This window comes from Streptomyces coacervatus (assembly GCF_029223485.1).
Classification (GTDB): Bacteria; Actinomycetota; Actinomycetes; order Streptomycetales; family Streptomycetaceae; genus Streptomyces; species Streptomyces coacervatus.
The window spans coordinates 314,832-335,920 of record NZ_JARHTP010000011.1; the positions used below are offsets into that span (position 1 = coordinate 314,832).

General features: G+C 68.1%; 23 protein-coding genes and 2 tRNA genes. 14 read left to right on the forward strand and 11 right to left on the reverse strand.

Going from position 1 to position 21,089, the window contains the following annotated elements; all coding sequences use genetic code 11:
• Nucleotides 1-156: 156 nt before the first annotated feature.
• From P2Q00_RS27655 to P2Q00_RS27685, 7 genes are all read right to left on the reverse strand, one after another.
• The gene (locus tag P2Q00_RS27655) at nt 157-1,599 is read right to left on the reverse strand and encodes a DHA2 family efflux MFS transporter permease subunit (RefSeq protein ID WP_275775565.1); all 1,443 of its coding nucleotides are present in this window, start codon (nt 1,597-1,599) and stop codon (nt 157-159) included.
• A gap of 119 nt (nt 1,600-1,718) precedes the next feature.
• Nucleotides 1,719-2,288, reverse strand: a complete 570-nt coding sequence (locus tag P2Q00_RS27660; protein ID WP_275775566.1) for a TetR/AcrR family transcriptional regulator — start codon at nt 2,286-2,288, stop codon at nt 1,719-1,721.
• Between the two features lie 151 nt (nt 2,289-2,439).
• The gene (locus P2Q00_RS27665; RefSeq protein WP_275775568.1) at nt 2,440-2,868 is read right to left on the reverse strand and encodes a MaoC family dehydratase; all 429 of its coding nucleotides are present in this window, start codon (nt 2,866-2,868) and stop codon (nt 2,440-2,442) included.
• 7 nt (nt 2,869-2,875) lie between these two features.
• Nucleotides 2,876-3,328: a MaoC family dehydratase N-terminal domain-containing protein gene (locus P2Q00_RS27670; protein ID WP_275775570.1), complete on the reverse strand. Its 453-nt coding sequence runs from the start codon at nt 3,326-3,328 to the stop codon at nt 2,876-2,878.
• Between the two features lie 179 nt (nt 3,329-3,507).
• Nucleotides 3,508-3,672 carry a 50S ribosomal protein L33 gene (rpmG, locus tag P2Q00_RS27675; protein ID WP_003948671.1) on the reverse strand — a complete coding sequence of 55 codons (165 nt, stop codon included), beginning with the start codon at nt 3,670-3,672 and terminating at the stop codon, nt 3,508-3,510.
• A gap of 89 nt (nt 3,673-3,761) precedes the next feature.
• Nucleotides 3,762-3,834 (reverse strand) — tRNA-Met (locus tag P2Q00_RS27680).
• Between the two features lie 46 nt (nt 3,835-3,880).
• Nucleotides 3,881-3,953 (reverse strand) — tRNA-Thr (locus tag P2Q00_RS27685).
• 267 nt (nt 3,954-4,220) lie between these two features.
• Between P2Q00_RS27685 and P2Q00_RS27690 the strand changes: the two genes are divergently transcribed.
• From P2Q00_RS27690 to P2Q00_RS27700, 3 genes are all read left to right on the forward strand, one after another.
• Complete coding sequence (locus tag P2Q00_RS27690) at nt 4,221-5,525, forward strand: amidohydrolase family protein (RefSeq protein WP_275775571.1); 1,305 nt, start codon at nt 4,221-4,223, stop codon at nt 5,523-5,525.
• Between the two features lie 459 nt (nt 5,526-5,984).
• Nucleotides 5,985-6,641 (forward strand): NAD(P)H-binding protein, encoded by a 657-nt coding sequence (locus tag P2Q00_RS27695; protein WP_275775572.1) that lies wholly within the window; start codon nt 5,985-5,987, stop codon nt 6,639-6,641.
• 2 nt (nt 6,642-6,643) lie between these two features.
• Nucleotides 6,644-7,033 carry a nuclear transport factor 2 family protein gene (locus P2Q00_RS27700; protein WP_275775573.1) on the forward strand — a complete coding sequence of 130 codons (390 nt, stop codon included), beginning with the start codon at nt 6,644-6,646 and terminating at the stop codon, nt 7,031-7,033.
• An 84-nt stretch (nt 7,034-7,117) separates the two neighbouring features.
• Here P2Q00_RS27700 and P2Q00_RS27705 read toward each other — a convergent pair whose 3' ends face one another.
• Complete coding sequence (locus tag P2Q00_RS27705) at nt 7,118-7,330, reverse strand: hypothetical protein (RefSeq protein WP_275775574.1); 213 nt, start codon at nt 7,328-7,330, stop codon at nt 7,118-7,120.
• Between the two features lie 225 nt (nt 7,331-7,555).
• On the opposite strand from P2Q00_RS27705, the gene P2Q00_RS27710 reads away from it, so the two are divergent.
• The 3 genes from P2Q00_RS27710 (at nt 7,556) to darG (ending at nt 12,268) form a co-directional block, all read left to right on the forward strand.
• Nucleotides 7,556-10,168 carry an MFS transporter gene (locus P2Q00_RS27710; RefSeq protein WP_275775575.1) on the forward strand — a complete coding sequence of 871 codons (2,613 nt, stop codon included), beginning with the start codon at nt 7,556-7,558 and terminating at the stop codon, nt 10,166-10,168.
• 360 nt (nt 10,169-10,528) lie between these two features.
• Nucleotides 10,529-11,167 carry a type II toxin-antitoxin system toxin DNA ADP-ribosyl transferase DarT gene (gene darT / locus P2Q00_RS27715; RefSeq protein ID WP_275775577.1) on the forward strand — a complete coding sequence of 213 codons (639 nt, stop codon included), beginning with the start codon at nt 10,529-10,531 and terminating at the stop codon, nt 11,165-11,167.
• Nucleotides 11,168-11,206: 39 nt separating this feature from the next.
• A complete protein-coding gene (darG, locus tag P2Q00_RS27720) occupies nt 11,207-12,268 on the forward strand; it encodes a type II toxin-antitoxin system antitoxin DNA ADP-ribosyl glycohydrolase DarG (RefSeq protein ID WP_275775578.1) in 1,062 nt (353 codons plus the stop codon).
• Between the two features lie 549 nt (nt 12,269-12,817).
• On the opposite strand, the gene P2Q00_RS27725 is transcribed toward darG, so the two are convergent.
• A complete protein-coding gene (locus tag P2Q00_RS27725) occupies nt 12,818-13,837 on the reverse strand; it encodes a helix-turn-helix domain-containing protein (RefSeq protein ID WP_338059348.1) in 1,020 nt (339 codons plus the stop codon).
• Nucleotides 13,838-14,333: 496 nt separating this feature from the next.
• On the opposite strand from P2Q00_RS27725, the gene P2Q00_RS27730 reads away from it, so the two are divergent.
• Nucleotides 14,334-14,747 carry a helix-turn-helix domain-containing protein gene (locus P2Q00_RS27730; protein ID WP_275775580.1) on the forward strand — a complete coding sequence of 138 codons (414 nt, stop codon included), beginning with the start codon at nt 14,334-14,336 and terminating at the stop codon, nt 14,745-14,747.
• A gap of 1 nt (nt 14,748) precedes the next feature.
• Nucleotides 14,749-15,315 (forward strand): HD domain-containing protein, encoded by a 567-nt coding sequence (locus tag P2Q00_RS27735; RefSeq protein ID WP_275775582.1) that lies wholly within the window; start codon nt 14,749-14,751, stop codon nt 15,313-15,315.
• Here the strand turns inward: P2Q00_RS27735 and P2Q00_RS27740 are convergent.
• Nucleotides 15,303-15,776: an NUDIX domain-containing protein gene (locus P2Q00_RS27740; protein WP_275775584.1), complete on the reverse strand. Its 474-nt coding sequence runs from the start codon at nt 15,774-15,776 to the stop codon at nt 15,303-15,305. The two genes, P2Q00_RS27735 and P2Q00_RS27740, sit on opposite strands and share 13 nt — an antisense overlap.
• 2 nt (nt 15,777-15,778) lie before the next feature.
• Nucleotides 15,779-16,537: an XRE family transcriptional regulator gene (locus tag P2Q00_RS27745; RefSeq protein WP_275775585.1), complete on the reverse strand. Its 759-nt coding sequence runs from the start codon at nt 16,535-16,537 to the stop codon at nt 15,779-15,781.
• 779 nt (nt 16,538-17,316) lie between these two features.
• On the opposite strand from P2Q00_RS27745, the gene P2Q00_RS27750 reads away from it, so the two are divergent.
• The 6 genes from P2Q00_RS27750 to P2Q00_RS27775 all read left to right on the forward strand — a co-directional run bounded on the left by P2Q00_RS27750 (nt 17,317) and on the right by P2Q00_RS27775 (nt 21,088).
• Nucleotides 17,317-18,129, forward strand: a complete 813-nt coding sequence (locus P2Q00_RS27750; RefSeq protein WP_275775587.1) for a DUF4097 family beta strand repeat-containing protein — start codon at nt 17,317-17,319, stop codon at nt 18,127-18,129.
• Between the two features lie 33 nt (nt 18,130-18,162).
• On the forward strand, nt 18,163-18,549 hold the full coding sequence (locus P2Q00_RS27755; RefSeq protein ID WP_275775589.1) for a RapZ C-terminal domain-containing protein: 387 nt from the start codon (nt 18,163-18,165) through the stop codon (nt 18,547-18,549).
• Nucleotides 18,550-18,727: 178 nt separating this feature from the next.
• Nucleotides 18,728-19,015, forward strand: coding sequence for a hypothetical protein (locus tag P2Q00_RS27760; protein ID WP_275775590.1), 288 nt, complete (start codon nt 18,728-18,730; stop codon nt 19,013-19,015).
• Entirely contained in the window at nt 19,012-20,022 is a 1,011-nt protein-coding gene (locus P2Q00_RS27765; protein WP_275775591.1) for a DUF2637 domain-containing protein, read from the forward strand. Before P2Q00_RS27760 ends, P2Q00_RS27765 begins: the two co-directional genes overlap by 4 nt.
• Nucleotides 20,019-20,669, forward strand: coding sequence for a GGDEF domain-containing protein (locus P2Q00_RS27770; RefSeq protein ID WP_275775593.1), 651 nt, complete (start codon nt 20,019-20,021; stop codon nt 20,667-20,669). The genes P2Q00_RS27765 and P2Q00_RS27770 overlap by 4 nt, the downstream gene beginning before the upstream one ends.
• Nucleotides 20,669-21,088: an RRQRL motif-containing zinc-binding protein gene (locus P2Q00_RS27775; protein WP_275775594.1), complete on the forward strand. Its 420-nt coding sequence runs from the start codon at nt 20,669-20,671 to the stop codon at nt 21,086-21,088. Before P2Q00_RS27770 ends, P2Q00_RS27775 begins: the two co-directional genes overlap by 1 nt.
• The last annotated feature ends 1 nt before the right edge of the window (nt 21,089 follow it).

Consider the following 21,089-nt stretch of genomic DNA (forward strand, 5'->3'; position numbering starts at 1 on the left):
CTGAGCCTGCGGGCAGTCGTGCCGCTGGGGCGGCACGGGTGGGCGCAGGCGGCACCTCGCCAGCGCGGGTGAGCGAAGCCCCCCTGCCTCAGCCCCAACGGTGGGACACGCAAAACGGCCCCACCCTTGCGGGGGAGCCGTTTCGTCGTCGTGTGGTCAGCCTGCGACGGGTTCCAGCGCCGGCGTCGCTTCCTCGGCCGGTGTCGATACCGCTGTATGCGCGGAGCGCCGCCTCGGGATGAGCAGGGCCGCTACGGCGGCAACGGCCACCACCGCCGAGCCGGTGACCAGTGCGGGCTGCAGGCCGTCGACGAAGTTCTGCGCGGACTCGTAGCCGCCCTGGGCCGAGAAGATCGACGACATGATCGCGATGCCGAGCGCTCCGCCCACCTCCCGCAGCGCGTTGTTGGCGCCGGAGGCGATGCCCTGCTCCTTGGAACCGACGCTGGACATCACCAGGTTGGCGGCCGGGGCGAAGTACAGCCCCATGCCGATGCCGCTGATGATCAGGGCGGGCAGCTGGGCGGCGTAGGAGACACCGGGCGCCACCACGGAGGCCATCCAGCCGAGGCCGACGGCCTGCAGGAAGAGGCCGGTGGCGACGACGGGGCGGCCGCCGATGCGGTCGGACAGGATGCCGGCGATCGGTGCGGCGAGCATCGGCATGCCGGTCCACGGGAGCATCCTGAGGCCCGCCTCGGTGGGCGAGTAGCCGAGGACGCCCTGCATGAATTGGCTCAGGAGGAAGATCGAGCCGAACATGCCGAGGAACATCAGCAGGCTCGCTGCGTTGATGCCGGAGAAGGCACGGGAGCGGAACAGTCGCATCGGGAGCATGGGGTTCTTGGCGCGCAGGCTGTAGCCGACGAATCCGACAAGCAGCGCGGTTCCCGCGAACAGGCCCGTGAGCACCAGGGAACTGGTCCAGCCGTCGGCGGGCCCGCGCACCAGGCCGTAGACGATCCCGAAGAGGCCGCCGCTGGCGAGCAGGGTGCCGGGGACGTCGAGCGGGGCGCCGGTGCCATAGGACTCGGCCAGGCGCAGGCGGGCCAGCGGCAGCAGGGCGAGGCCCAGCGGGACGTTCAGCCAGAAGATCCAGTGCCAGGAGACGTGCTCGGTGAGGCTGCCGCCGATCAGGGGGCCGGAGGCCACTGCGAGGCCGTTGACCGCGCCCCAGATGCCGTATGCCATTCCGCGCTTGGCGGCCGGTACTGCGGCGGTGAGCAGGGTGAGGGTGAGCGGCATCATGATTGCCGCGCCCACGCCCTGGACCGCGCGGGCGGCGATGAGGCCGTTGATGCCGGTTGCCATGGCCGCGGCGGCGGAGGCTCCGGTGAAGACGGTGAGGCCTACGAGGAAGAGGCGGCGGCGGCCGAAGCGGTCGCCGAGTGCCGCGCCGAACATCAGGAGGACCGCGAAGGTGAGGGTGTAGGCGCTCACGGTCCATTCCAGGTCGCCCAGTGCTCCGCCGAGATCCTTGCGGATGGAGGGCAGGGCGGTGGTGACGACGAGGTTGTCGAGGGCCGCCATGAATCCGGCGACGCTGGTGATGACGAGGGCCCAGACGGTTCCCCCGCGACGTGCGGTCTGCTGTGACATCGCTCCCCCAGAGGGTGATCAGTCGCTTTGGTAGGTTCGTTCGGTTAGTTATTGATGACTAACTTTCATGGGCATAAAAAGGCGGTTGCGGCGCCTTTCCCGTGAACTGCATCCGTGGACTATTTCTCCAGACGGCCTTCGAGCCGCGCCTCTGGATACAGCCCCTCCCAGACTCGATGCTCGGGAGGAAAACCCATGGCCACCAGGCAGTTGATGAGCATCCCGTACGCCATGAACGTCGTCGTCTCCTCGACGTCGGCACCCAGTGGCAGATGAACCGTGTCCCACAGGCGCATCCATCCGTTGCGCACCGCCTCGCCGAACTCGTGGTCACCGGCCTGCTCGGCGGCGGCCACGGTGACGTACATCTGCATCTGCATCAGCAACCGCTCGGGCTGCTCCGCGATGACCTTGGTGTACGCGTTCGCCATGGCGCGCAGGGCCTCCTCGCCCTCCAGCCCCTTGACGGCCTCCTCGAAGGTGCCGATGGTGTCCTCCATGCACCGCTGGGCCACCGCGAGGAAGAGTGCCTTCTTGCCCGGGAAGAGCCGGAAGAGATACGGCTGCGAGACGCCGACCCGCTTGGCGATCACCTCGGTCGACGTGCCGTAGTAGCCGCCGCGGGCGAACTCCGTGGTCGCCGCCCGAATGACGCTCTCGCGCCGTTCCTCTGCGCTCATCCTGGCCATGGAAGTAAGTTAGTACTCAATCACTAACTACGTCAAGGGGTACCGGAACGCTCGCCGGCCACGAGACGTTGTCGCAGGCAGGGGGCTACATACGGGTAAGGAGCGCTCCACAATGGAGAACGCCCCTTACACCCACGTCGGTTCTCGCCCCTCAGGCCAGCCGTACGACCGCCCGAGACATCCCCAGTACCTTCTGCCCGGCGCTGGTCGCCATGAGGTCCACGCGGACCGTGTTGTCGTCGAGCTTGGCGGCCACCTTGGCGCTGACCTCGATGACGGCGCCCTGGTCGTCGTTCGGGACGACCACGGGCTTGGTGAAGCGGACGCCGTACTCGACGACCGCGCCCGGGTCGCCGGTCCAGTCGGTGACCACCCGGATCGCCTCGGCCATGGTGAACATGCCGTGCGCGATGACGTCCGGCAGTCCGACCTCCTTGGCGAACTTCTCGTTCCAGTGGATGGGGTTGAAGTCCCCGGAGGCGCCCGCGTACTGGACGAGCATGGCGCGCGTCACGGGAAAGGTCTGGGCGGGCAGTTCGGTGCCGACCTCGACGCCGTCGTAAGCGATCTTCGCCGTCATCCTCTTCTCACGCCTCCTCTGCCGCGCGCGCGACGAGCTTCGTCCAGGCAGTCACGACGTGCTCGCCGGCCTCGTCGTGGACCTCACCCCGGATGTCGATGATGTCGTTGCCCGCCAGGGACTTGATGGCCTCGATGGTGGAGGTGACGGTGAGCCGGTCGCCGGCGCGCACCGGGCGGACGTAGGCGAACTTCTGGTCACCGTGCACCACGCGGCTGTAGTCCAGGCCGAGCTGCGGGTCCTGGACGACCTGCCCCGCGGCCTTGAAGGTGATCGCGAAGACGAAGGTCGGCGGGGCGATCACATCGGAGTGGCCGAGCGCCTTGGCGGCCTCCGGGTCCGTGTACACCGGGTTGGTGTCCCCCACCGCCTCCGCGAACTCACGGATCTTCTCCCGGCCCACCTCATAGGGCTCGGTGGGCGGGTAGCTCCGCCCCACGAAGGACTGGTCGAGCGCCATGGCTCGGCACCTCCTGATGTCTGCCTGCTGACTGATGTCTGCCTGCTGATGTCTGCGGATACCCGCCGGATATCTGCTCCGGGCGCCCTGTAATCGGCCGGAACCAGCCGGTAACCGGGGCCGAAACGACGCGAGGCCGCCCCCCGGTTAGTGGGGGCGGCCTCGCGTACGAGCCTGATTTATCGCGTCTCGCGGTGCGCGGTGTGCGCGTTGCAACGCGGGCAGTGCTTCTTCATCTCCAGTCGGTCCGGGTTGTTACGCCGGTTCTTCTTGGTGATGTAGTTCCGCTCCTTGCACTCCACGCAGGCCAGCGTGATCTTCGGGCGGACGTCGGTGGCAGCCACGTGAGTGCTCCTTGACGAACGGATAGGACGGTTTAACGCATAGAAGAGTAGCCGATCGAAGGACCGACCCCACAATCGGCTACTGTCAGTAGCGGTGACCGGACTTGAACCGGTGACACAGCGATTATGAGCCGCTTGCTCTACCGACTGAGCTACACCGCTGTGATGCGATCCGTTCCCGCCTTGCGACGGGAACCTCACACACCAGAGCCCCAATACGGAATCGAACCGTAGACCTTCTCCTTACCATGGAGACGCTCTGCCGACTGAGCTATTGGGGCGAGCGATGAAGACATTACACGCTCGGCCGCCGTTCACCCAAATCCGTTTCGCGGCCCCCGTCCCGGCCTGTTCCACGCACGCTCCCGGCCCCTGCCCCGGCCCGTTTCCCTGCTCTCCCACGAGCCGCTGAGGCCGCTCCGGCACGACGGACCACACCGGTACGACTATTGCGCTCCTCCCCGACACGAGCGGATCGCCGCCCTAGGCTCGACTCACTCTGCGTGATCTTGCGTCCCCCTGCGCAGCCCCCGAGCCCCTGGAGCGCGATGCCCGACAGCCAGCCGCAGCAGCCCCACTCGTCCTCCTCGTCGGGCTCGTCCTCCTCATCGGGCTCCTCGGGTTCTCCGGGCCCCTCGGGGCAGGTGGGCGATCCGGCCGCCCTGCTGCTGTGCGGGGCTCGGCTGACCGACGGCCGGACCGTGGACGTACGGCTGGGCGGCGGGCGTATCGAGGCGGTCGGCACGGCCGGCAGCCTGGCCGTCGGCGGAACGCGGGACTGCGGGATGCGCGTGGATCTCAGCGGCTATCTGCTGCTGCCGGCCCCTGCCGAACCGCACGCGCACGGGGACACCGCGCTGTCGGCCGAGGGCGACGGTCCGGCCTCGTACGAGCCCCAGGACGTCCAGCGCCGGGCCACCGAGGCGGCGCTGTTGCAGTTGGGGCACGGGGCGACCGCGCTGCGGGCACACGTGCGCGTGGGCGACGTCCAGGGGCTGGGCGCGCTGGCCGCCGTACTGCAGGCGCGGCGTTCGCTGCGCGGGCTGACGGAACTGACGGCGGTGGCGATGCCCAGGCTGCTGACCGGCGTGGCCGGGGCGGACGGGCTGGCGATGCTGCGGGACGCCCTGAAGATGGGCGCCTCCGTGGTGGGCGGCTGTCCCGACCTGGACCCGGATCCGACGGGGTATGTGGAGGCGGTCCTCGAGGTGGCCTCCGAACACGGCTGCCCCGTCGACCTGCACACCGACGCCGCCGATCCGGCCCGCCTCGCCCGCATCGTCGCGATGGCCGGCGGGCTGCGCCCCGGGGTGACGCTCGGCCCGTGCGGCGGCCTCGGCCGGCTGCCCGCCGAGACGGGTCGGCGCACCGCCGACCAGCTCGCGGCCGCCGGGGTGACGGTGGTGTGCCTGCCGCAGGGCGGCTGCGGCGCCACCGACCGGCGCGACACGGCTCCGGTACGGCTGCTGCGGGCGGCCGGCGTCCGGGTGGCCGCGGGCAGCGGCGCCCTGCGCGACATCTCGAACCCGGTGGGACGCGGGGACCCCTTGGAGGCGGCCTACCTGCTGTCCTCCCGGTACGGATTGCGGCCCGAGGAGTCGTACGACGCGGTGAGCTCCTCGGCGCGGGCGGTCATGGGGCTGCCGGAGGTGCGCGTGGAGGCGGGTTTCCCTGCCGAATTGCTGGCCCTGCGCGGCGATCGGCTGGCGGGGGCGCTGTCGCTGGCGTACAGCCGGATCGTGGTGCATCGGGGGCGGGTGGTGGCGCGGACGAGTGCGGTACGGGAGTACTGCAACTCGGCTGCGGCGGCGGAGCTGGGGCTGCCCCGGCAGGGGCGGGGCGAGCTGTCGTGAGGCATGCGAGCGCTGGGCGGTGAGCCTCGGTGAGTGTGGGGGTGCGCGCCGGGGCGTGCGCGAGCGTGAGGGGCGCTCGGTATTGGCTTGTGCGCGGGCGCGCAGGCCGGAGCGTGCGCGGGGGTGAGCCCTGCCGATGGGCATGGCGTCGGCGCGTGTGCCGAGGGTGGGCTTCTTCGGCTTGGGCGCTGTGTATGCGAGCCGACGGCGTGACTTCGCGTCGGTGCGCCAATGGGGCGGAGTGCTGCGTGCGAGTGGGCGGTGCGGGCTCACGGCGTACGAGGGGGTAACGCACATCCTCGGCGCACAACCCGGCGTACACCGGGGAGCGCGCAGTCAGGGCTTGTGCGCCCAGCGCGTGCTCTTTCCATGTGCGCTCCACATGCGCGCCCTGGCACACCCTGGGACATGGCTCAAGTCGTGCGGCGGATGCGGCTGTCCGGGCGTACGGTCGGAAACATGCGCATTGTCATCGCTGGTGGTCATGGTCAGATCGCGCTGCGGCTGGAGCGGCTGCTCGCTGCGCGCGGAGACGAGGTTGCGGGCATCATCCGTCACGCCGAGCAGGGCGGCGACCTGCGGGAGGCCGGCGCCGAACCGATCCTGCTGGATCTGGAGTCGGCCTCGGTCGAGGAGGTCGCGGCGCATCTGCAGGGAGCAGACGCGGCGGTCTTCGCCGCGGGTGCGGGTCCGGGCAGCGGGGCGGCCCGCAAGGACACCGTGGACAAGGGAGCGGCGATCCTGTTTGCGGACGCGGCGGTTCGGGCGGGCGTACGACGGCACGTGGTCGTCTCGTCGATGGGCGCCGATCCCGCGCACCAGGGGGACGACATCTTCGATGTGTACCTGCGCGCGAAGGGCGAGGCCGACGCGTACGTGCTGCGGCTGGACGCCCTGGACTCGACGATTCTGCGCCCCGGCATGCTGACGAACGACGCCGGAACGGGCCTCGTTCGGCTGGAGGCGCACACGGGCCGCGGCGCCGTCCCCCGCGACGACGTGGCCGCCGTACTGGCGGAGTTGGTGGACACTCCGGCGACGGCCGGTCTGACGCTGGAGCTGGTCGGTGGGTCGGCGCCGGTGTCGGTGGCGGTGAAGTCGGTGGCCGGGAACTGAGGGTGGTCGGTGAGGGGGTTCCGGCCACGCGGGAGGCCGTGCTGCGGCGGATGTACGAGGCCTTCTCGACCGACGAGCGGGACGCCTTCGTACTGCCGTGTCTGGCGCCGGACGTGGATTGGCCGAACGTACTCGACGGCGTCCGTCTGCACGGCCGCGAGGAGGTACGCGCCTACTGGGCGCGGCAGTTCGCGGCCGGCCATCCCCTCGTACGGCTGGAGGGGTTGCGGCTCGACGGCGACGGCGAGGGCGTGGTGGTGACCGTACGACCGGGCCTGCGGGACGCGTCGGGTGACCGGTGGGCGGAGGGGACGGTCGAGCACGTGTACCGGTTCGGCGGGGACGGGCTGGTGACGCGGATGGACGTGCGGGCAGGCTCGCAGGGGGCGTAGGAGCGGAATCGCAGGGGCCGTAGGAGCGGAATCGCAGGGCCGTAGGAGCTGTGGCGGCGTCTGGAATGCCGTCCGGAACTCCGCCTAGAACAGGGGCAGTTGGCCAGGCATCTCCGGGACGGCATATCCGTCCAACGACGGTTGGGCCGCGCCGAGTTGCGCCTGGCGACGGGAGCCGGGGCAGGAGACGAGTGCGCCGTTCTCGCGCGCGCCGGGCGGGTCGTGCCGAGCGAACCGTCCGGCGACGACGGCGATCTCGCGACGGCATTCGGGGCAGCGTCTGCGACGAGTGGACATGGGGTCAGTGCGCCCCGGGCGAGGGTCTGTTGTGCGCGGGGGCGCACGCCCCCGCGCGGAGCCGGGGTGGACAGCTGCCGTAGGCGGAGCGGCTCCCGACCCTGCCACCCGGATCCCTTCACCGGGTTCCCACGAAACCCGACCATGCTTGCTTAAGTCAATCAACCGGCTTAGCTTGAGGGTGTCGCGCACACCCGATGCCCACTGCCTACGGAGGCCCGGCCCATGTCCCACGCCCTTCCCCGACCCGCCGACGACGACGACGAGGGGGTGGTGTCCGCAGCGCCGCGGGCCAATGCCGTCGTAGCGGTCCTGGCCTTCGGCGGGATCGTGGTCTCGCTGATGCAGACCCTGGTGATCCCGATCGTCCCGGAGCTGCCGAAGCTCCTGAACGCCCCGGCCTCCGACACCGCCTGGGCCGTCACCGCCACACTGCTCGCCGCCGCCGTGGCCGTCCCGATGATGGGCCGGCTGGGAGACATGTACGGCAAGCGCCGCATGCTCCTGGTGAGCCTGGTCCTGCTGGTCGCCGGATCGGTCACCGCCGCGCTCAGCGACTCCCTGGCCCCGATGATCGTCGGGCGGGTGCTGCAGGGCACGGCGGGCGGTGTGATCCCGCTCGGCATCAGCATCATGCGGGACGAACTGCCCGCCGAACGGCTCGGTTCGGCCACCGCGCTGATGAGCGCCTCGCTCGGCGTGGGCGGCGCGCTGGGTCTGCCGGCGGCTGCGTTGATCGCCGACAACTTCGACTGGCACGTGCTGTTCTGGAGCTCGGCCGGGATGGGTGTGGTGGCGCTCCTGCTGGTGCTGTTCGTCGTACCCGAGTCCAAGGTGCGGACCGGCGGCCGCTTCGATGTCGTCGGCGGCCTCGGCATGGCCGCCGGTCTGGTCTGCCTGCTGCTCGGCATCTCCAAGGGCGGCGACTGGGGCTGGGGCAGCGGCACCACGCTCGGCCTGTTCGGGGCGGCCGTGGCGGTTCTGCTGCTGTGGGGCTGGTACGAGCTGCGCACCGAGCAGCCACTGGTCGACCTGCGCACCACCGCCCGCCGCCAGGTGCTGGTCACCAATCTCGCCTCGATAGCCCTCGGCTTCGGCATGTTCGCGATGTCGCTGGTGCTTCCGCAGCTCCTGCAGTTGCCTGAGGCGACCGGCTACGGTCTCGGCAAGTCGCTGCTCACCGCCGGCCTGGTCATGGCCCCCTCCGGCCTGGTGATGATGGCCGTCGCCCCCGTCTCGGCCGCCCTCTCCAAGGCCAAGGGCCCGAAGGCCAGCCTGATGCTGGGCTCGCTGATCGTCGCGGCCGGCTACGGCCTGCAGATTCTCCTGATGACCGAGGTCTGGCAGTTCGTGCTGGTGTCCTGCGTCATCGGTTCCGGTATCGGCTTCACGTACGGCGCGATGCCCGCGCTCATCATGGGCGCCGTGCCGCCGTCGCAGTCCGGCGCCGCGAACAGCCTCAACACCCTGATGCGGTCCATCGGGACGTCGACCGCCAGCGCCGTCGCCGGCGTCATCCTGTCGCAGATGACCACGAGCCTCGGCGGGGTCTCCCTCCCCTCGCAGAACGGCTTCAAGACCGTCCTCGCCATCGGCGGCGGCGCGGCGCTCCTCGCCTTCGCCGTCGCGTCCTTCATTCCGCGGCATCGGACGGCTGCGGCCGGGGGCAGCTCCGCGTCCGAGGAGAGGGCTGCCGCCGGAGGGCCGTCCGCTACGGCACCGTCCGCGGCGGGGATCGAGAAGGGTGCGCCCGGCTTGGATACAAGGGGCGCGCCCGGCCTGACTGAGGTGGGAGCGTCGGGCCTGGCTGAGGAGGGTGCGTCGGGCCTGGCTGAGGAGGGTGCGTCGGGCCTGGCTGAGGAGGGTGCGTCGGGCCGGTCCGCCGCGGCCGCGATCGAGGGGGGTGCGACCGGCCTGGCCGGGGAGGGTGCGTCGGGCTGGTCCGCCGCGGCCACGACCGTGGGCGGCGCGCCGGGCCTGTCGGCCGCGCGTTCCAACGGAGCCTCGCCGGCACCTGCGTCCTCGTCGGCTTCCGTCGCGACCGCTGCCCCCGACGGGGCGAGCGGCTCCATCGGGGGCGGAATCCCGGTGAGCGGTCATGTCCTGGGTGCGGAGCGCGTCCCCTTGGCCGGGGCCGCGGTCACCCTCATCTCGCTCGGCGGGAAGCAGCTGAGCCGGTCGGTCTCGCAGGCCGACGGCTCGTACGGTGTCGATGCGCCCGCCGCCGGTTCGTACGTTCTGATCGCCTCCGCGGACGGTTTCCAGCCGCAGGCCTCGACGCTCGTCGTCGCCGACGGACCGGTCTCGTACGACGTCCTGCTGAGCGGCACGAGCGGCCTTGCGGGGCTGGTGCGGTCCGCCGACAGCGGGACGCCGGTCGCCGATGCGGTGGTGATCGTGACCGATGTGCGCGGGGACGTGCTGACCACCGGACGGACCGACGTGCTCGGCGAGTTCACGGTCACCGACCTGGTGCCGGGGACGGTGACCCTCGCCGTCAACTCCGCCAAGCACCGCCCGCTCGCTCTGCCCGTCGAGATCGGCGGCACCGGCACCACACGCATCGAGGTCGAGCTCCGGCCCGGCGCCCATGTACGGGGCACGGTACGCGGAGCGGGCGCCCCACTGGGCGACGCCCGGGTGACCCTGGTGGACGCTGCCGGCAACGTGGTCGCCACGACCAGGACCGGGCACGACGGCGCGTACGCCTTCTCCGACCTGGACAGCGGCGCGTACACGATCACCGCGACGGGCTATCCGCCGCAGGCGGCGACGGTGACGGTGGCGGGCGGCGGCGCGGACGACCATGACATCGAACTTGCCCACAGCGGGGAGTAGTTCGGCCTGAGCCGTACCTGCGCCCTGCCTGCCCCGGAGACAGAGGGTGGCACATGAAGAGACCCCCTCCGGTCTGCGTTTCCGCAGACCGGAGGGGGTCTCTTCATCAAAGTGGCGGCGCCAGGATTCGAACCTGGGAAGGCTGAGCCGGCAGATTTACAGCGGGCCGCGTCCGATCACTCTGACCAGGCACTTCTTCCAACGCCGACCCAGTTGGGGGACGTCTGGGGGATTCTCACCGTCCACACGGCGACCGGGTGCCGCGTCTGACGTTGCGTCAAAGACCACTGCTGCATCAGCTGACTGACGATGCAACGGCTCCCGACAGCATCCCCGACTGTGGTCTACTCACCTTTTGTGATGAACGTTGGGGAACGACGACTGTTTCACTTCACGCATGTGCGTCACTTGCCGGACATCCTGTCCGACAAGCAGATGGTCTCAGACAACGTCATGCAGGGCAGGGGTGGCGTGCCTGTGGAGTGCGGAGACAGGGATGTCAAGGCCGAACGGCGAACACGGCGAATCACCGTTCCGCCCTACGGATGCCCCGCTGATTACGTCCCGTTCTACTTCGCCCCGAGGTCACCCATGCTCTACGTGATCAGTCGAGGCGGCGTATCGACGTACCAAGAAGGGCAAGCTCCACTCGTCTACCTGGTCACGTCCGTGGATGCTGTCCAGGCATCCGGAAGGCCATACGTGTTCAGCGATGGCAACTGCGCGAACGAGATCACCCGCCACTTTACCGACCTGAGCATGATGCCGAGCGTCGTTGACTGGGAGATCATAGGAGCGCGGTACTGGGCGAACACGGTTGACGATGGTGATCGCATGCGGCGCCGCATGGCAGAGCTGTTGGTGCACGAGCACCTTCCCGTGACTGCCCTGCATGAAGCCGCGGCCTACGATCATGATCACGCTGAGCGGGTGCGGCGCCTGTTCAGGGAGGTAGGCGCCGAGATTCCAGTGAGTGTCAGACGTGAGTGGTACTACTGACCTAGCGGTAACGAACGAACCCTTCAGGGAAGGACAGCGATGATCACGCGCGGCACCGGCAACCTGCTTCTGGCAGATGTCGATGCCCTTGTTAACACGGTCAATACCGTGGGCGTCATGGGCAAGGGCATCGCCTTGCAGTTCAAGCGGGCCTATCCGGATAACTTCGAGGACTACAAAGCATCCTGCGATCGCGGCGACGTCACCGTTGGCCGCATGCACGTGCATGAGGTCAAGCAGTTGGGCGGCCCAAGATTCATCGTAAACTTCCCAACAAAGCGTCACTGGCGTGCACCATCCCGAATTGAAGATATCACTTCGGGGCTCATTGCCCTACGTGACGAAATCGTCGAACGGGGAATCAAGTCCATTGCTGTGCCGCCGCTTGGATGCGGAAATGGCGGCCTAGCATGGCGCGACGTCGAACCCCTGATTCGCCAAGCATTGGGCACTATCCCCGGAGTGGAAGTTCGAGTCTGGGAGCCGTCAGGCGCTCCGAGTGCAGCGTCAATGCCGAATGCCACAAAGGCACCTGAGATGACCCGCGAGCGTGCTGCGTTCCTCGCCACACTCAACCGTTACATCCGAAGCGGTATTTCACGTGGACTAGCTTTCGAGCCCCGCGTTTCGCTACTTGAAGCACACAAGGTTGCGTATTTCCTACAGAAAATGCAACTACCCCTTGGACTCCATTTCGAAAAGGGAATCTACGGGCCGTACTCACAACGCCTGGACAGCGCAGTTTCAACGATGGAAGGTCATTTCATCACCGGGTTCGGCGACGGCACAAGTGGCGCTCAGGCGATCCTGGAGCTCAACAAAGACTCTGCGAACGATGCCGAACAGCTCCTAAAGCAGTACCCGGAATTCGAAAAAATTGCCACGAAGTTCCAAAAGCTAACAGCCGGCTTCGAGGACGCTTTCGGCATGGAGCTCTTGAGTACCGTGCTTTTTGCCGCCGAAGAACTAGTCCCGCCTCCACCCAACCCTGAATCTGTGACTGCCTGCATCAGGGGATGGAATCACCGCAAACAGCGCCTCTTCACGGAAGATCATGTCCGTACGGCGTGGCAGCGCCTGCGTGACGTGGGCCTCTTGTAACTGGCCCGACGCGCCCCGGTTCAGGCCGTTGGCCAGTCGACCGATTCGGAGTTTCAGCCTCAAGCCGTTTCGTAGGGATAAGCCCCCGCGCTCATGACGCAAGCCGGCGGGTGGCCACTCCTAGAAGGAGCCAGGCGGTAATGTGTTTCTGTCGGAACGGGCTGTCCCATTCCGATGCCGAAAGACCCAACCCGGGTGGCCGCCCAGGTCGGGCCCTCAGCACAGTAGTCACGAGCCCGGTCGCCCTGGTGTAGGCCGGGCTCGCTACATTCCTGCTTCCGCCCGCTACCGGCACTCATGCGTGGACCGCGCTACTGCACGTACTGACCTACTGTGGCGATGACCGCCACCAGCAGACCCGCCGCAGCCAGTGCCACTTGCCACCTTTCGGGCCAAGTCCAATGTTTGCGCGGTTTCTGCTCCTTCAGGCCTTCCACGAAATACTCCTCCTGCTCTTCCGGTACTTACCTAACGGGCCCGCCAAGGCAAGCCCCACCCCTTGCGACCCGATCAACGACAGGGGTACGCATTCGAATCGGGGAATTACATCTAATCGGGAGTCTCCAAGTCGCCAGTACTCTCACTCTGGCGCAGCGCTTCGAGAACAGCCTTTGTGAGCCCCCGAACAAGAGACCAGTTCACCGGGCCTCCGAAATTCTCTATCACGACGTCTTCTATAGCCTTTTCGATTACCCCTGATACATCACCGCAAGGTTGAGACACGGAGGATTTCCAAGACTTCGGGGCGTCGAGCCAATAAGTTCGCCTACCCGTCGCACGCCGCAACTTGGCACGCTGACGCATGTACATATCTGTCTCGGCACTCGAAACCCCGTAGCGTTCGCAGACGCGAAAGATTTCCTCTATGCCGAGCTCAACATATTGCCTCGCCTCGGCCGGCAGCTTGCGCACCTCACCTAGGTGCCCCTTTCGACCACGCCTATCGCCCTCGGCTCGCCGCCATGCCTCGACCCACGCCTGAACAGTGCTTTCCTCCGCTCCGCACGACCGGGCAAGCTCTTCCACCGATGCGCGGCTGAAATTCTGACGTCCACTAAGAGAATCGCTCAGAGTGCTGCGGCGGAGTTTAGCGTTTCGTTTTTCAGACAGCTTTTCAATCTGTCGAAGCGTGAGCCCTTTATGCTTTACAAGATCCTTGAGAGCCTGACGTAATTCGGCGTGATTTGTGACGTCCTCAGGATAGCTATAAGACATCCTTTGGCCCAATATCAGCTCGTTCGTCAACTTGGCCCTTTGCCACTCACTCTCGGCAATTTCGGGATCCGAGGCGCAGCCACGGACAAAAGCCTCGAAGACCTGCCGACTAGGTAGCCCAAACCCTTGCGTAGCCCGCTGCAAGGAAGATTTAGAAACGAAAGTGAGCGCAGCCAATTCTGCGAAACTAAGACCACTTCGACGCTTCTCCCCCAACAGCCAGGACTGCAAAAAACCGCCCCTCGCGTGCCGGTTTTGGAATCCGTGACGCTGCACCGGTCCCCCTAGTCCCGTGTTATTTCGATGCGTAAGTCCGCCTCTTCGGACAACCAGAGCGTGGCAATGAGGCGACACTCATGTCCAACGATGCCGAGACTTCGTCCGGGACGGCCACAGGTTATGCGCTACCTAGCGCTCGCGGGACGGGATCATTTGCGCAGCTCAGAGGGATGGAGCCCATTAACAGCGTCCCAAAACTGTCCGAAGGTCAGCGCTCTAGCGGAGCCGTCACCGCACGCCGGCCGAGGGAGGCATTGGATGCACAGGGGCTTGGATTGATGGCAAGGCGCACCGTGCGTGTGGACGGCGGGCAGAGGGCCGCACCAACGTGTCGCGCAGCTCGCAGCGGGAGGGCTGCGCGGGCCTTGACCTGCCGTTCAGTCGGCCACAGCCGGACTCACGGGACTCCTGGGCTAAACAGCCCCTGATTCCGGCCTCCGTACGGCCTGAGGTGAGACCTATGGGCACCGCCCGCTGACATGCCACGATTGGGCAGAAGCCCGAGGAGCGATGAAGGGGAGGCCACGTGCCGCAGGCCAGTCCGCGAGACACATACTTGCAGGTCGCGGAAGTGGTGAAGGCCCAGATCAAGGCGAAACCGCAGATGACGCACCTTCCACCCGCCGCCGACCTCATGCGGGATCACGACGTCTCACGGGGGGTGGTGCTTCGCGCGTTCAAGGCGTTGCAGACAGACGGTGTTGCCGAGCCGGTACGGGGCGGCCGGTGGCGCGTCGTACGCGAAGGTGAAGACGTCGACCGGCGGCCGCTTGACGAGCGCATCGCCGACCTTATCCCCGCCGAGGGGTTCGAGGTGGGCGCAGCCTTCCTGAGCGCATCGGACCTGATGGGCAGGTTCGGAGTCTCCCGCCCCACCGTGACCAAGGCACTCGACAAACTGGAGGCCGCCGGCGTGCTGGCGAGTGCTGGACAGGGCAAGGTGCGGACGGTCCGCGCCGTGCCGATTCGAGAGGAGCGTTCGTAGCTTGTCGGAGCTGACGGAGTGGGCCTACCCCCTCGCTGAGTCCCTGCTCGCCGAGCCGCTGCCGAGGCGGTGGCAGCACTCATTGGGCGTCGCCGAGCGAGCGCGGACCATCGCGCTGGTCCTCGGGGAGGATGCCGAATTGCTGGAGGCTGCGGCCGTCCTGCATGACATCGGCTACTCGCCGGACCTCGCGAAGACGGGGTTTCACCCGCTCGATGGTGCCCGCTACCTCCGTGACGTGGCGCAGGCCGACGAACGGGTCGTGAACCTGGTTGCCCACCATTCCTGTGCGTGGATGGAAGCGGAGGCTCGGGGCCTGCGTGAGGAGCTGGAGGGCGAGTTCCCGCGCGAGAACGCGCACCTGAACGACGCTCTCTGCTACTGCGACATGAACACCACGCCGGACGGCACGCCGACGAATCCCGTCGACAGGGTCAACGAGATCGCCGGACGCTACGGACCGGACAGCCTGATCGGGAAGTTCATCCGTCGCGCTGAACCGGAGATCCTGGCGTGCACGTCGCGCGTGCTCGAACGAGTCGCCGGCGCCAAGCGTCAGCCGATGTAGGGAGCCTCCCGCGTCCGGTCCATCGCGTGCTCAATGCGGAGCCGCATCGTGGGGTGGACGTCCAGTTGCGCCAGGTCCGCCGGGTCGACCCAGCGGACCTGAGTCGTCTCGTTGCTGGTACGTACGTCGCCGCCGATCGGCCGCGCGCGGAAGCAGATGCTGAACTGTTGGCGCACCTCACCGTCGTCGTACTGCATCACGTGTCCGGGGTCCGTGTAGATCCCGGACATGTCGACGACTTCAGCCTTGATGCCGGTCTCTTCCCAGACCTCTCGGACCACCGTGTCACTGATGGACTCGCCCACGTCGTGGCCACCGCCGGGTAGCGCCCAACGTCCGTTGTCGGATCGCTGAATCATGAGCACCTGTCCCGCGTCGTTCTGGACGAACGCCACGACCGAGGGCACGACCGAGTTGGCCGGCGGGGCGTCCGGGTCGTGCAGGTAGTCGATGCGTCCCATGCTCAGGCTCCCGTGATGTCGTGTTCAGTTACTGCCCTGGCGCCTTCCCAGGTCTGCTCAACGCTATTGGCAAAGGTGTGGAACAGACTGCCTCCGGGGAGCTGCCGCAGATGGAACACCGGCGCCATGTAGGCACCGAGGCCGTACACGTGCGTGTTGGCCAACATCTCGTCATCAGCGCGGTAGATCGAGTTGTAGAGCACCGTGTCGTGCAGGCGGAAGGCAATCTCGGGGTGGCTGGTGAACAGCGGGCGGTAGTTGATGAGCGCGTTGCGGATCTTGCCACCCATGATGCGATGCCCTTCGTCGATGCCGCGCCGGGTGACGGCTTCGCACTCTGGATCGCCCATGAGGACTCGGATGCGGACACCGCTCTTGGCCTTCTCCTTCAATGTCGAGAAGAAGAGAGGGTCTTCCGCCAGGTAGATGCCGGCGTACACGAGGATGTCGATGCGCTCCGTAGCGCGCTGGCACATCTCGCGCCACAGATCTGACGGCACGACGTGCCGATGAGGGTAGACGGTCACGATCTCGGCCTTGCTCAGGTCAGTTGCGGAGTCCTGAGTTCGGGAGTCCTCCCACAGCGTCGTCACGTCCACCTTGAGCGCCGCTGCTGTTGCGTACTGGTGACGTCGGTACGGCACCTTTCCCTGCGTGATCCAGCGCTCCACGGTCTTTGCGTTGACCTCGATCTCGTCCGCAAGGCTCTGAACGGTCATGCCACGGGCCAACAGAGCTGACCGCAACCGCTCGTTGGACATCTGCACCCCTTCGAGGGACATCTAGGGAGCTCTTGACGGTAGTCGGCTGATCGGGAGCTGTCCACGTAGGGGGTAACGAACTCCCCTGACCTGGGGCGATTCTGATTGTGCGCCAAGAAGTCCCGGCGCAAAACCAAGAGGTTCCGTCGCCGCACTTGACGGACCCCTATGCAGTACCTGTAAAACAGGTACTGCACCGCCGAGCGCAACAACACGGCAGAAGCGGCTCATGCCGCACGTGCTTGAAAACTGAACAGTGATCGTGCGGGGCTGACGCGAGAGCGGCGGTCACGGCAGGTGCCTAGGGCGAGGGTCCGGGGGCAAACCGCCGCGATGGACGAAGCTCTCCCCCTACGCGCCTGGCAGGCGCCACCCGATCTCGGGTGTGGGGAAGTACAGCGGGGCCCCAACGCATGCGGCGGGATGAGAAGACCGCCCCCCGAGACGACCGGGTGAAGTCGTCGGCGGCACAGCCACCTGCATCAGCTCTGGAGAACGCCCCTTCGGGGGTGCCACCTGGTGCATGCCGCCCTGCTGGCGTCAGAGCAGTGACGATGACGCGTCCGACTACCCGGCTCGGGCCGGTGCTCCTTGGTAACGGCGCACCGGTAAAGCCAGGTCACAGCCCCGGTAGCCAGCCGTGAAGGGCGCGGAATCGAATTCCGCCCGGGGCACTCACCTCGCCGCAGTCTGCGGCGCGGGGCCTCCGGAGCAGTCGCCGTCTCACCAACACGCCTGCGACTGCTCCGACTTCCAGTCCCTCCAAAACAGGAGCTTCCATGGCCGAGCGCATCATCCCCGTGGACATCGTCGGCCCGATCGCCCTCGACCTGACGATGAACACCGGCAGTATCCGCGTCGTCGTCGACCCGACACTGAAGCAGGCGCGCATGGTGCTGACGACGGAGGCGACCTCCGGCCCGTCGGCCGACGCGATCCGCGACACCGCCGTCAGCCTCAACGGGCAGAACCTCAGGGTCCGTGTCCCGGACGTGGCCGGAGGCATCGGCGGCAGCACCACGATCCGGGTGGGCGGCAACACCATGACCTTCTCCGGCGGCAACGGCGTGCAGATCGTGGGCGGCAACGTCTACGTCTCCGGCCACAGCGGCGGCAAGGTCTTCATCAACGGCCGCGAGGTCACCGCCACCGGCCCGGCCGGCGACGCGGTCACCCCGATCACCGCCGAAATCCACCTGCCCTCCAAGTCCGTGCTGATGGTCGGCACGCACACCGCCGACACCGTCATCAGGGGCACGCTGGCCCGGCTGGAGTACGACGGCACGTCCGGCGCCTTGACTGCCGAACACATCGGTGACCTGGACGCCACGGTCACCAGCGGCAGTGTCATCGTCGGCGATGTGACCGGCTCGCTGGACGTCAACCTGACCTCCGGCAACCTCAACGTCGGTGCCTACAGCGGCCACGACGCCCGGTTGAACCTCACCTCCGGCAACGTGCGGATGGCCGCTACTGCGCAGGCCTACGGCCGCCTCGCGGTCAGCGCCACCTCGGGTTGTGCGCGCATCACGGGCGCTTCGCACCTGAACGTCCGCCGCCGGGTGACCAGCGGCTACGTCCAGATCAGCTAGTCACTCCCCCGCCGACCTGCCACAGGAGCAGTCGTGTCCGACTTCGACGTTGAGATCGTCTCGTTCGGCTACCTGCACGGGGAGCCGCCCGCCGCGCACCTGACCATCGATCTGCGCCACCACTTCCGCGACCCGCACGTGTCGCCGGACCTGCGTTACATGACCGGCGAGGACGCGCCGGTACGCGTCGCGGTGATGAACACCCCCGGCATCCCGGAGCTGGTCACCGCGACCGCGCGAGCCGTCGCCGCGTTCCGTTCGGGTCCCACCGCGGGACCGGTCGTCGTTGCCGACGGCTGCGCCGGCGGGCGCCACCGCGCCCCGGTCTTCGCTTATCACCTGGCCGTGCACCTGCGGGCGGTGGGGCTGACGGTCCGCCTTGAGCACCGCGACCTGGCCAAGCCCGTCGTCGAGCGCTAGCAGCACTCGCCCCTCGTACCACCGCCTCGGCATCCCGCCGCGAGGGCGCCGGATCGAATCCGGCCCGGGGCACTCACCCCGCCGCAGTCTGCGGCTCGGGTCCTCCGGAGCAGTCGCCGTCTCACCAACACGCCTGCGACTGCTCCGACTTCCAGTCCCTCCCACTTCAGGAGCTTTCATGCGTGCGTACATCGGCCGCCAACAGGCCGTCTCCGTTGAGGACTTCGCCGAACTGGCGCTCGGAACCCCCGTTGAGCTGTGGCTCGGGGTGGAGGGCGAGAGCGAGCAGGAGCGCGCGGCCCGTCTGGACGCGGCGCGCGACATCCTTGCCGACTGCCCGGACCTTCCCGACGACCTGGTCCGCATCGCCGCGCAGGTTATCGAGGACAACCCGGACCTGTTCGACGTCGTCGCCTTCACCCGTCCCGCTCGCCGCCGTCCGGCACGCAAGGGGGTTGCGGCATGACGACGACGCCCACCCCTGAGGCGCCCGCGTCCGGGGTGCCGCCGCTGACCCGTCCGGAAATGGGGCTCGCCGGGGTCGGTGCGCTCGCCGCTGCCGGAGTCGGCGCGCTCGGTCTGATCTCGTCCTTCGACGCTGTGTCGGCTGCCGCGCTGCGCTGGGGGTTCTCCGCTCCGTGGATGCTGCCGGTCGGTATCGATGTGGCCATTCCGGTGTTCACCGTCGCCAACCTGCTGTTGATCCGCATGGATATGGCGCTGGCCTGGGTGCGGTTCGTGCCCTGGGCCCTCACTCTGATCACCTGCGGGCTGAACATCGCGGCCGGTCATTCCCTGTCGGCCAAGGTCGCGCATGGCACGATGCCGCTGCTGTGGGTGGTGTTCTCCGAGATCGGTGCGCACATCTACGCCGTGCGGATCGGCGCCGTGACCGGCCGCCGGATGGAGAAGATCCGGTTCTCCCGCTGGCTGCTCGCCTTCCCCTCCACCTTTGCGCTGTGGCGTCGCATGACGCTGTGGGAGGTCACCTCCTACTCCGAGGCGCTGGCGCGGGAGAAGGAACGGCAGTTGGCCCGCGCGGACCTGCGCGAGCGCTACGGCAAGAAGTGGCGTTCGAAGACCCCGCGGCGCGAGCGCGTGATGCTGCGCATGGGCGACCTCGCGCCCGCCGCTCTGCCGGTTGCCCCCGAGCCGCAGGCCCCGAAGGAGCCGGAAGCGCCGAAGCCCGAGGCTGCCAAGCCCGCGCGCAAGAGGCCGGTCAAGGACAAGGCCACCTCGCCGCAGCGCACGCCGGCCGAACTGCTCGCTGAAGCCCGCACGGTCACGGCCGAATGGCCCGACAGCCAGATCAACGGCGAGGCGCTGCGCAAGGCGCTGCACTGCGGCTCGGCTCCGGCCCGGCAGGTGCGGGATGCCCTGCTCGATGAGCGGGCCGCGGCATACCCCCTGTACTCCGTGGACGCGCCCGACACCACGGTGTCCGGCGACGGTACCGAGGGGGTGGCCGCGTGAACACCCTGGCCACCATCCTGCTGTCCACGCTGCCCCTCGCCGCCGGGTGGTCGGTTCACGTGTGGTGGCTGCGCGGCTGCCTGAACACGGCCCGGCGTGACCCGCTCACCGGGTTACGCACCCGCGACGGCTTCACCCGCCGCGCCACCGTCCTGCTCAAGGACCCGCGCGCGGTCGTGGTGCTGGCCGACGTCGACAGGTTCAAGCACATCAACGACACCCACGGGCACGCCGCCGGGGATGCCCTGTTGAAGGCGACGGCCGACCGGCTCGCCCACCACGTCGGCCGGTCCGGGGTCGCGGGGAGGCTCGGGGGCGATGAGTTCGCCGCCGTCCTTATTGACGACCACGGCTCTGCGGCCGACCTGCTCGCCGTGCTGCACGGCGTGCTCGCCCGCCCCGTCGACGGCCAGGACCCCGCCGTGCACACCACGGTGTCGCTGGGCTGGGTGCGCGCCGCGGACTTCCCCGCCGACGACCTGTCCGGCCTGCTGCGGCGGGCGGATGAGGCGATGTACGCAGCCAAGCAGGCCCGCGCCGGAACCCGCCGCGCGGGGCTCGGCTGGCTGTTCGCCACCGTCACCGGCCGCCGTGCCGGCCGAACGGGCGCCCGCACGGACGTCCCGGTCGTGGGGGTGGCTGCCTGATGGCCGCGTACGGCAAGTGCTTCGACCCGTCCGGCGTGCAGTTCGGGGTGCCCACGTTCCCGTGGCGGTTCGCCCCGGACGGCTACGCCACCCGCAGGCAGCTGCGGGAGCGCGGGTTACGGCCCGGCGGTCAGCCGGTCGCCGCACAGGTCATGCGGCAACACCGGGGCCGCAAGTCGGGAGTGCAGGTCGCCTACCTCTACCGCATCGACCTGGCCAAGCCCGTGCGGCCGATGACCTCCCGCAGGTGCGGCGCCCTCGCGCTGGCGATGCTCGCCCGCCGTACCTGCCCCAAGTGCCGGGTCGTCTACGGCTACTGCCTGCCGACCTCGCTCGGCATGTGCGTGCTGTGCGCCTACCCCGACAGCCCCACTGCTCCCGCTCCGACCGCCAACCACACGTACCTGAAGGGGAGTTGAC